The following is an 11,445-nucleotide window of genomic DNA, read 5'->3' on the forward strand; positions in this document are numbered from 1 at the left end:
AAAACTTATACTGTTACAGTAATTAGAGATGCGCTTTCGACTGATGCTACTCTTTCTAATTTGGTTCCTAACTACGGTAGCCTCAGCCCTGCTTTTGACTCTAGTACTACCAGCTACAGCATAAATTTACCTTATTCCAATACTAGTATTAATTTTACTCCAACTGCTAATGATTTAAGCTATAGTGCCTTGACTGTCGATGGTAATAATACTACTTCGGGTAATGCATCTTCTAATACTAGTTTATCTGTTGGGGATAATGTCATTGACATCGTTATCACTGCTGAAGATGGCTCTACTCAAAAAACTTATACAATTACTATAAATAGACAGTCTGCACCTATACCAACGCCTGACCCACAGCCTGAACCAGATGATGGAAAAGACATAGAAGTTGATGTAATTGTCGATGATGAAGACGATGGAACTGACAATCAGACAGCTGCAAAAGTTGTGATTAATAGAAAAGAAGAAGACGGAAAAATAAAAGACAATATAGAATTTGACAAAACCAAAGCAGATGAAACTGTAAAAAAAGCTTTAGAAACAGAAAATCATAAGGCTATCATCCAAGTAAAACAAGTACAAGGGAAAGAAGCCGACGAATCGGAATTTACTCTAAAAAAAGAATCTGTTGAAAAATTAAGCGAAAACGATATAGATCTAACAATTGAATCTGATAATGCAAAGCTTGATATACCGAAAGACACATTAGAAGATATAAAATCAGATGATATAAAAATCAATATAAGAAAAATCGACGACCCTGTAGAAGAAAAGCATGTAGACGAAATGATTGCAAGTGTAGTTTCAGGTTCAAAAAAAATTGGAACGACTATAGCTATCAGCACAAACTTTTCATCTAGAACAAAAATATTTGTGCCTCTTAAAAATGTAGATATTCCAACTACTCAAGAGGAAATAGATACATTTGTTGCCCCTCTTGCTGTCTTTGTAGAACACTCCGATGGAGATACTAAAGTAGACAAAGGTGAAGTTGCATATGATGAAGATGGTAATCCTACTGGTATAAATATTTGGGTAGATAAATTCAGTAATTTCTCTATAATTGGTTTACCATTAGACAATGATCCTGACCCTCAGTTTAGTGGTCAAAGCACCTACTTTGAAACTAATTTCTTAGAAGATAAAAGCTTTGTAATAAAATTCAACAAATCAATCAATGAAGATTCATTTAATGATGATAACATCTATATATATGATTGTTTTAAAAACAAAGTACCTCTAACAATAGATTTCTTAGAAAATGATAGAATAAAAATCACACCAGATGAATGCTTTGAAACCTGTAGATCTTATTATCTATACCTTACACATGAATTATTAGCTGCAGATGATACACATCTATCAAATGATAAAAGATACAAATTCGACATATGCTCTTATGAATTGCCTGAAGAAAAATTCAAAGAATATGACGATGTCGCTCTTGATAAAGATTGGACTATAAGCTTTAACAGAGACATAAATGAAAAAATAATAACTACTTGCGATATAGAACTATTTGATGAAGAAAAACACGACAAAGAATTTGAAATAGAATTAAGCGATAGTCGATCAATTAAAATAATCCCTAAAACAGATTATGAACCAGGAGAAACTTATTATCTAGTCATAAACAATGCAAAATTAAATGGTCACACAGATTTAAACCACAGAACTTGGATTAAATTCAACACAATAAATTCAAATCCTATATCAAGATCTTTTGATCTAGACGAATTCAACAACATAATAATTAAATAGCAACAAAAAACTATCTTAAAATCTAAAATACAATTTCATTGTAAAAGATTCTAAGATAGTTTTTTTATTAAAAAAATCGCCTAAATTTCAAATTGTCCGATTATAGTGCTAAGCTCTTCTGCTATTAGAGCCAAATTATTTCCTGACTCTGCAATTTCAGCAATAGTAGCTGCCTGTTCCTCCATCGCAGCTGATGCCTCTTCTGTACTCGCAGCGTTTTCCTCTGAAAATGCAGATAGATTTTGACTAAGCTCTACGACATCATTTTTATTTTGCGCCATTAGCTCTACCGAACTATTTAACTTATCAATGATATCTTTTATAGCATCTATTTCTTTTGCAATACCATTGAACTTGCCGCCAGTCTCGCTAACACTACGAGCTTGATCATTTACAATTATTTTTGTTTCCTGAATCAAACCTACAGCTTTTTGAGATTTGTCTTTTAATTCATCAATGACAGCTTTTATATCTTTTGTAAAATTATTAGATTCTTCTGCTAGTTTTCGTATCTCTTCTGCTACAACGGCAAATCCTTTACCAGCTTCTCCAGCTCTAGCCGCTTCAATCGCCGCATTTAGAGCTAAAAGATTGGTCTGATCTGCAATGCTTTGTATCATCTCGCTAGCTGTTTCAATCTTTTCTGCACTTTCATTATTACTCATAATAATATCGTACACATTTGCGACTGCATCATTATTTTGACCTGTCTTGGTATTTAGCTCATCTAATATGACAAAGCCCTCTTCTTTTTGATTTTCAATTTGCACAGCCGCTTTATTCAACTCATGAATATAAACCGCATCTTTCTCAAGAAGGTCACCTAATTCATTTACATTTTCTGCTGTTTGTTCGATATCTCTCGCCTGTTCACTAGCACCATTAGCAATCTCTTCTATGGTCTTTGAAACCTCATCAGAAGCAGTAGATGCTTGTCCAGATGTCATTGCCAATCGCTCTGATGTAATAGCTACATTGCCTGAGCTATCTGAAATTTGATTTACTAGACCTCTTAGAGTTCTGATAGAAGTATTGTAATGCTCTCCCATCTTTCCAATCTCATCTCTTGATGTAACCTCAATCTCTCTAGTCAAATCTCCTTTAGCAAGATAGCTAAGTTTCTCACCAAAAGCTTTTATACTTTTAGTCAATGAATTGCTATACAAACTAACCAATACAAACGCTAGCACCAATATAACAAGAGTAACTATTATCGTTTTTGTCAACATGCTATTTACAGCCTGAAAAAGTTCATTTTCTGGAAGCATGACTACGAGTTTCCATCCAGTGCTCTTAAGTGTTAGAAAATAAGCCTTATACGCTTCACCACCTATATCTACACTTATCGAATCACTATCAACTTTGAATATATCTGCCGCTATATTTTTCAAATCTTTGTCATCTCTTATATTCTGCTTCATAACTTTTTGCGAATCTTTATGAGCTATAAATAAACCTTCGCTATCTAGCAAAAACGAATACCCCTCTTCCCCAACTTTAACTTCTGATACCATCTGCTGGATAGTACTCAAATCATAATCCGCCGAAACAACTCCTACCACTCCATTTGAAGTTTTAACTGGTACTGAAGTAGTAATCATAGTGATTTTAGTATCATCGTCATAATATGGACTTGTCCAATTCGCATTATTTTTTGTGTTCTTGCCATCTATAAACCAATCTAGACTTGGATAATCATACTCTTCTGTTTCATAGCCATCAGTATATATCAAATTATTACCATCTTTATATACATATGGACCAAAATACCTTTCATTTTCACTGTACTTATACTCATCAATCCAAATTCCAGAACCCAATGTATTTGAGTTCATAACTACAATCTTTTCAATTATAGCTCTATAGTCTTGTTTACTGAGTTTATTTCCTTTAGCTCCATAGACAGATGCTATAGACTGTGCCACCTGTCTATGTGCTGTAAATTCATGCTCAATAGATTCACCAACCTCACTTAATGTGATAGCCGTCTTTCCATCAATTTCACTCTCAAGACTTGACTTCGCACTTTGCACTATAATGCTAGCGATCGCAATAGATGCAATCAATATGATTGGAATAATGACCATCAGCATTTTTGATCTAATACTTCTCAAATTTTTGTAAAACATTAACTCACCCCATATTGTATTTTAAAATACCCCCGAGCACCATATTGCCTAAATTCAAAGCTATGCATTATAGCAATATAGCCACCCAAACAAGATTATCTAGCATCCTTATATACAATAATACTTTCTATATGGAACTTTGTCAAAATATGGTTTTGTATCAAATATGGTTTTGTATCAAATATGGTTTTGTATTAAATTTGTTTAGGTTTAGCACCTAAAGACAATAAATAATCTACAAGAGATGAATTATTTATTCTTTTTGCTATATCTAAAGCGCTAATGCCATTTTTATTATTATAGTTAATATCAGCTCCCTTTTTGATTAATGCCTCTATGATTATCTCTTGGATGCCAAATCTAAAATCATCAGCATATTCTATATAAAAACCACAAGCAATTAAAAGCGGAGTAGCTCCCTTCACATCTTCACAATTTAAATCAGCATCTATTTGTAGAATTGCTCTTGTGAAATTAATTCTACCTTCAGCTGCATAAAATAAAGGATATTCTCCAAAATCATTTTTTGTATAAGGAGCCTTGTACTCATTTATGAACTTAATAAATTCATTTACATTATCGTCCGTATCAGCTTCTCTAACTAAGTAAAATAAGATATTTTGACCATTTTTATCTTCTATACTCACATCAATGTTATCATTAGACAACAAACTTCGCTTTGCATTTACATTTTCACACAAGATAGTTCTCATAAGCGGCGTAATGCCAAATGAATCCTTCAAATTAATATCCGCACCTAATTTCATTAAGCAATTAAAAATTTCATTGTATTTACCCCAAATTGAATATCCTAGAGGTGTTAGTCCCTCTAGTGGTACACAGTTTATATCACAGCCATACTCAACTAGTAAATTTATAATCCTAATCTTGTTACTTTCATTCATCCCTGATTTTCTAGTAAACTGATAGTCATATGCCCCTTTAACAGCAAAACAGATTGCATTTTCTCCTTCATCACTGACAGCTTCCACATCAGCTCCATTTTCTAGCAAGAACTTGACAACATCAAGCGCGCCAACTTCAGCTGCCGCCATAAGTGGAGTTTGACTCTGAGGATTCCTAATTTCAATATCAAGTCCAGCTTCTAGTAAAACTTTTACCGTCTCAACTCTTGCTTGTGGCTCTTTATCTGGCCAAACAGTTATAGCTCTATCGATAGCATTTGAATTGTCATGTCCTCCAATCATAAATTGATCTGCCCCGTTCTCTATTAACCATTGAATCAACTTCGCGCGGCAATGCTGTGCAGCTGATAAAACAGTATTGTTACCTAAATTGGTCTTGACATTTAAATCCAAATCTTCACTTCTATATTTTTTAAGCAACTCAAAGTGCGAAATGCATGTATCATCATCAAAATGGTCCCAAAGAGTTAGGAAATGCTCTATTCTAGTATTAAATGCCCCTGTTGTAACTTTGATATCCGCTCCACTTGATAAAAGAAGTTCTGAAATTTTAGTTCCCGAATAAATTTCATCTGAGACAAATGCCCTTTCTAATATCGAGTCTTCCTCTTTTTCAACTCCAACCGCATATTTTCTTTCTATCCTCTCACTTTTGAATTTAGCATTCACATCAGCGCCTTCATCTATCAGCATTTTAGCAACATTAATAACATACTCATACGTCTGGTCAACAGATAATTCCCTCGCATCATCATAAAATGGTTGAGCACTACAAACAAAAGTAAGTGGAGTAAAATGAGACTTCTTGCAATTAGAATACATCTGATACTCAAATCTTTTATCTACATCTTTCGCATTTTTGATTATTTTTTCCATAGTTTCAATAGTATATTTAGCCTTAAAAGCATTGACTATAGTAGATACTTTTAAACTATAATCCACATCTAAATCTTCTCGACAATCCAATATAATTCTAGAAACTTCTTCATTTGACGTCGAATGAACTATAGACTGCTCAAATAATGTTGTGTTGTTGCCATTTACAGTAAATATTCTATTTATATCGCTAAGACGCCTTATAAGTAACTCAATCAACTCATAATTTTCGGTTTTCAAATAATTGAGTACATAAGGATATCCATCGTCTTCACAAGTGTCTATCTCAGTATGTGTTTTCAATACATTCATCAAAAATTCTTGATTTCTAGAATTAAATATATGCCTAAGCATATTGAAATCAAGTTCTTCATAGTGAGTTGTAGTATTCATATCAAAACCATTTTCAAAATAATAATCTAGCACTTTCATTTCTATTTGGCTAATATATGTAAACACAAAAAAACAAAAAGGATTTGTTTTCACATAGTCATTTTCATCACTGCTTCTATATTGATACGGTCTTTGCATCAAATCTATTCTCTCTTTTGAATCATCTATATGCGAATATACTAATTTCATGAGATCAAAACACTCATCAAATCCCGATTCATTCCCTTGAATTGTAACCATTCCAATTCTTGAAAAAACTCTATCCCCATTTTCGCAAACAAAGTTTATATTTGCTCCTTTTCTTAAAAATAGCTCAGCATAATCCTTTTTTGCAAACCAAAGCGCATTGAACAAAGCACTCTCTCCATCACACTCTATTTCTGCTCCTTCTTCAATCAAATACTCCACTAACTCTAAAAAATGCTTACCTTGTGTAAAACACGCTATATAGCTTAGTAGATTAAATCCGTACGTATCATCTCTTCCAAATTTTTTTATTCCCTTTAATTCTCCACCTTTTGAAATGAATTTTTGAATCAAATCTTTTTTCTCTTCCAATAATAATTTCTCATTAATGCAAAATTCTAATACAAAATTTTCATTTTGCATAGTCTCTATATCTCTTGTTTCAATCTGCTTTACAAGTTCACTATATTGGTAGATACTTGCAGGAAAATATAGATTTAGAGAAAGTTCTTCATTTGTAACCAATAATTCATCTAATATCTTACCTGTGAAGTTCGACTGATTTATATAATTTTTTATAGTATCCATCTCTTCATCAGTTATATTCTTTAAATTTCTCAAAAGCTGTATAAACAATTTATGTTCTCGATTTTGTAATACCGGCAAATATAAATTAGTTCTATTATTTCCAAAGAAAAAAGGATTTCTCTTTGTTTTAAATTCAACATTACTATTTTCAAATAGCTTTAACATCTTAATTTTTTCAGTTGTACTTTTATCATAATTTTTTATGAGCAGTACTAACGGAGTAAGCCAGTGATCTGATGAAGCGTTGACATCAGCGCCAAGCTCCAACAACGTTTTTACCATTTTGAAATCAGTTTGTCTACACTTCATACACTCTCCTAATGCACTGACTCCACTAGACAAGTAATTGACATTTCCATTAACCTCTACTATATACTTTATAAGCTCATAATTGCTACAATTTTCCTGCACAAGCTTGTGTATGATGCCAATATCATCTATTTTGTCTGGAATCTCTACGCCTCTTGAAACGAACAGCTTCACGATTTCTAATTGATTTGAAAGTAATGCGATTTCAATCGGGAAATATCCATCCTCACTTCTTTCATATATCACATCTTCATTTAATTTTTCATCTACCTTTTTTACATTCCCTTTTCTAATTAACTGAAAAATATCAGCTTTTTTAAATAAATTCTTAATCATTAACAAACCCCTTACATATTTATTTTTTAACTAAACAAACAATTTTATTTCCTCATAATAATGTCGGCAATCATAGTATTTACATTAGTTACCAATATCATGATTTTTATTAACAAAAAACAATCTTTTACGTTGTAACAAATAAGAAACTCTAAGACAAAATCTCCGTCTTAGAGTTTCTTTACTTAAACTTTAATAATTGTAATTCTATTTTTGCCATCGTTTTTTGATCTATACAGCGCCTTGTCAGCCCTTTTGTATACTCTAGTTCCAGTGTCAAACTTATTACCCTCAGTTATTCCTATACTTACAGTACCATCTACTCTTTTAAGATCTTCATTGTCATCTATCATATTTTTAAATTTCTCCATAGATAACTGAGCCTCTTCTAGCGGTCGGTATATCATAACTGCAAATTCATCACCACCCACTCTAGATACAAAATCAGGTGATTTGAATTTGTTTTTAGCTATATCTGCTATTAACTTTAAAATATAGTCTCCTTTAGCATGACCTAGAGTATCATTGATTTTCTTTAAATTATCCAAGTCAAATATTGCTAAACAAAACTGCTGCCTGTCAGAATTTTTTACGGCTTTTTCGAGAGCGTGCTCAAATATGGTTCTATTCGATATATCTGTCAAATGATCGATATTTGACAAATCTATTATTTGTTTCTTGTATCTAGATATAACATAATTTGTCACAACTAGAATAAACAATGATCCAAATGCCAAAGTAGCAATCACCTGCAAACTATAGTGATTAAGATACTTTGTCAGCTCCGAACTGCTCTTCCTAACAACTAGATACCAATCAAGCAGTGGTATCTTCTGAATTATAAAAAATCTATTGTCAATTATTTTCTCAATGGGATTTACATCGCTTTGCAATATGTCTATTGATTCATTTGGAATGCTCTCTAAATCATATAATGATATATTCTTGATATAGCTATTATCACGATGTACCTTTATCATACCAGTACCATCAACTATATATGCTTCTACTCCCTGATTATCAAGATAGCTTGTAAGAATATTTTGAAGATGTGTTATTCGTTTTCCAACACCTGTCACTCCTGCAAAATTGCCATCTCTATCTCTAATATTTGCGTCAACATATATAGTAAGTGCCCAATTATCTAATTGTTCTGTGTTGACAACAAACCCATATGCATCCTCGGCATCAATTCTATTTGTATACCAATATGCATGCTCACTATCAATATTTACCTTCTCATCTGTTCCACCTGGGTGATAGTAACTCAAAGTACTATTTGGAGTCAAAAAAACAGACTCATACCCAGTTGCCTTTTGTATAGCAGTAAGATATTCTGCCATTTTAGACTCCGTCTCAGGTGTGTCCTCATTCATAAAATCAAGAAACAATGTATTTTGAGCCATTATGAGCGAACTATTTATAGGCTCTATCAATTCTTTGTTTATTTCGCTATATATATTTATATTTGTAAGCCTCGTGATATTTTTAATATCTCGCATTGCAAGTTCTTTTATTATATTCTGAGTCAAAAGTGTCACAAAAAACATGACGATTACAATTACTGTCAAAATCACCGCATTAATTGGAATAATTCGCCTTTCTTTCAAAAAAATCACCCCTATTTAATCCACTTACTAAAGTCAACAAAAACTACATTTTATCGGCTTTAAAGTAATATTCATATAACTATTATACATTGAAAGATGGCCATTCCAAAATAATTATTTTTTATATGATTCCAAAGTCATGTCTATAAGACATGACTCCTCTCCAATCTAGTAAACTATTGTAATTACTAGAAAAATTCTAGATTATCTAATTCCTCTTGTTTCAAATCCTTACAGTAAAAACACTCATATCTTGCGAATATCTTAAAAATACTTAGTGGAACCTTATAATACCTCCCCTTAGTATCTGGAAATTGACTTCTATGACACTTAACTAAATTCAATTTTTTCTTTAGTTCTTTTCTATTTAGTTTAATCATAAATGATACTTGATCATCCTCTACTGCAAATTTTTTATAAAAATGCTCTTTACGATTTTTAGAAATTGGTAATAAACATAATTTTTTCCTCATAAAACTTTTTGGAAACAATGAAACAAAATAAAGTTTCTTATTTATGTCATTTATTCTATCAAAAACATTTTGTGTAATCCTAGATATTTCTTTATGATCAGGATGTCCATTCCCACCATTTTTATCAAACGTAATAATAATATCAGGGTCTATATCCTTTATCATTTTATATAACTTTTCCTCTACTTTTGTTGCTACCCAAGTTTCAGACTTACCATCACCGACTTCAAGAAAATTTAAAGATGCTGCTCCTAATAACTCACAGCTTTCTTCTAATTCTTTAGTTCTAATATCCGATATGTGACCCTTCACATTGTTATTAACCTTTCCAGCCTCTCCTCTTGTGGCACAAATTAAGTGCACATTACGACCTACATTAATCGCTCTTTCTAACAATCCGGCACTGCTAATCTCATCATCCGGATGTGCAAATACTCCAACAATCGTTTTCACCATCTACCTCTCACCGCACTTTTCTAAACTATTTTATCTAAATTATTTCCATATCTATTCTTCAGAGCCAACACAGAAAAATAATCATATCTAATTAATTACCATATTTATCAGCTACCTCATCATACCTAGCTCTGTTCATACCCATGTCTGAATATCCTATTCTAGAAGCTGATCTATAGTGAACCACCTTATTTTCATCATCGAAGTAAAATTCAACATCATCTTTAAATCTCATTTTACTTGTACTAAATACCACATGTATATAATTCTCAGTATTAGTTATTATTTCTGCTGACTGATATTCGCCTATAATACTCTCTATCTTCAATTTCGATTTCGACTTATCTTCTATATATAAGAGTGGCGCAACTTGCTTTTCTTCGGTTTTTGCTTGAGATGACACTGCATTTGGAGAACTTGGCATTTTTGCAAGTTTGCCATTATTTACGCCTAAATTTCTTGGCATAGTATTATTTTTTATAAACATCAAACATACAATAATTCCTAGTATAATCAGTACTATTTTAAGCTTCATACACACCATGCTCCTTCTATTTTCTCTAATTTATTGCATTTGAAATTCTCAATCAAGACTAAACGTTACTTACTTTTATGCCCGGTTTTAAATGCTCTAAAATAAATCATAATTGTAACTTCTAAATATATTTTTTACAATTATTATATCATATTGCTATTCTATTTTTGAATTAGATTCAAAATCATCACTAAAAAAGCTCCTTATATCTTTGGCTAATAGTTTAGGCTCATCGTAATGAATCATATGTCCAGCATTTTCATATGCTTTAACTACTAAATCAAATTTAGATCTAAATTCGTTTATTTGTAATTCTCGACACTCAACTAGTTCAAATGGTTGTTTAGAATATATAAGTAATACGGGTACGTTTGTTTTTTCAAATTCTATTGTTTTTTGTGAATTATACTGAAACTTCAGTGCCTTTTTTGCAGTTTTGCCACTTGCATGCCATCTATAGCCCACTCTGCTTTCTACAATTAACTCCTCTATTGCTTCTCTAATAAATTCGTTATTTCTACTATGATTGTTAAGTTCGGTTTGAACAGCCTGTTCGTATTCATCAAAAATATAATTATCAAAGTCATCTATATAATAATTAACTTCATCTTCTAAACAGCTAAAAGGCTTGTAGCTTAACTTTCCAAGTTCATACAATTTTGTATTGTACTCATACGCAAATTTCGAATCATGATACGCTCCATCAAGTAAAATCATCTTTTTTACTTTTCGTGAACTTGAAGTACATAAATGAGCAGCAACTGTCGCTCCAAAAGAGTGTCCTAACAAATAATAAGATTCATCGCTTAGCTTATTTATAGCCTCTTCTACCCATGGAATTATATATTGTGGATCAAAATC

Annotated in this window: 7 protein-coding genes; 1 reads left to right on the forward strand and 6 read right to left on the reverse strand. The window is 31.9% G+C overall.

The genetic code is table 11. The annotated features are described in order from the left end of the window. Positions 1 to 1,767 (forward strand): cadherin-like beta sandwich domain-containing protein (locus N4A40_06605; GenBank protein MCT4661517.1); only part of this gene is annotated, 1,767 nt, incomplete at its 5' end. An 80-nt stretch (positions 1,768 to 1,847) separates the two neighbouring features. On the opposite strand, the gene N4A40_06610 is transcribed toward N4A40_06605, so the two are convergent. The 6 genes from N4A40_06610 to N4A40_06635 all read right to left on the reverse strand — a co-directional run. After that, a complete protein-coding gene (locus N4A40_06610; GenBank protein MCT4661518.1) occupies positions 1,848 to 3,896 on the reverse strand; it encodes a methyl-accepting chemotaxis protein in 2,049 nt (682 codons plus the stop codon). 194 nt (positions 3,897 to 4,090) lie between these two features. Next, positions 4,091 to 7,510 carry an ankyrin repeat domain-containing protein gene (locus tag N4A40_06615; protein MCT4661519.1) on the reverse strand — a complete coding sequence of 1,140 codons (3,420 nt, stop codon included), beginning with the start codon at positions 7,508 to 7,510 and terminating at the stop codon, positions 4,091 to 4,093. A 185-nt stretch (positions 7,511 to 7,695) separates the two neighbouring features. Next, positions 7,696 to 9,120 (reverse strand): sensor domain-containing diguanylate cyclase, encoded by a 1,425-nt coding sequence (locus N4A40_06620; GenBank protein MCT4661520.1) that lies wholly within the window; start codon positions 9,118 to 9,120, stop codon positions 7,696 to 7,698. Positions 9,121 to 9,308: 188 nt separating this feature from the next. Next, positions 9,309 to 10,049, reverse strand: coding sequence for a PIG-L family deacetylase (locus N4A40_06625; GenBank protein MCT4661521.1), 741 nt, complete (start codon positions 10,047 to 10,049; stop codon positions 9,309 to 9,311). A gap of 91 nt (positions 10,050 to 10,140) precedes the next feature. Continuing rightward, positions 10,141 to 10,584 carry a DUF1499 domain-containing protein gene (locus N4A40_06630; GenBank protein MCT4661522.1) on the reverse strand — a complete coding sequence of 148 codons (444 nt, stop codon included), beginning with the start codon at positions 10,582 to 10,584 and terminating at the stop codon, positions 10,141 to 10,143. Between the two features lie 156 nt (positions 10,585 to 10,740). Next, positions 10,741 to 11,445, reverse strand: a 705-nt coding sequence (locus tag N4A40_06635; GenBank protein MCT4661523.1) for an alpha/beta hydrolase, incomplete at its 5' end; no start/stop codon positions are given.

The sequence above is a fragment of the Tissierellales bacterium genome, from assembly GCA_025210965.1.
Classification (GTDB): domain Bacteria; phylum Bacillota; class Clostridia; order Tissierellales; family JAOAQY01; genus JAOAQY01.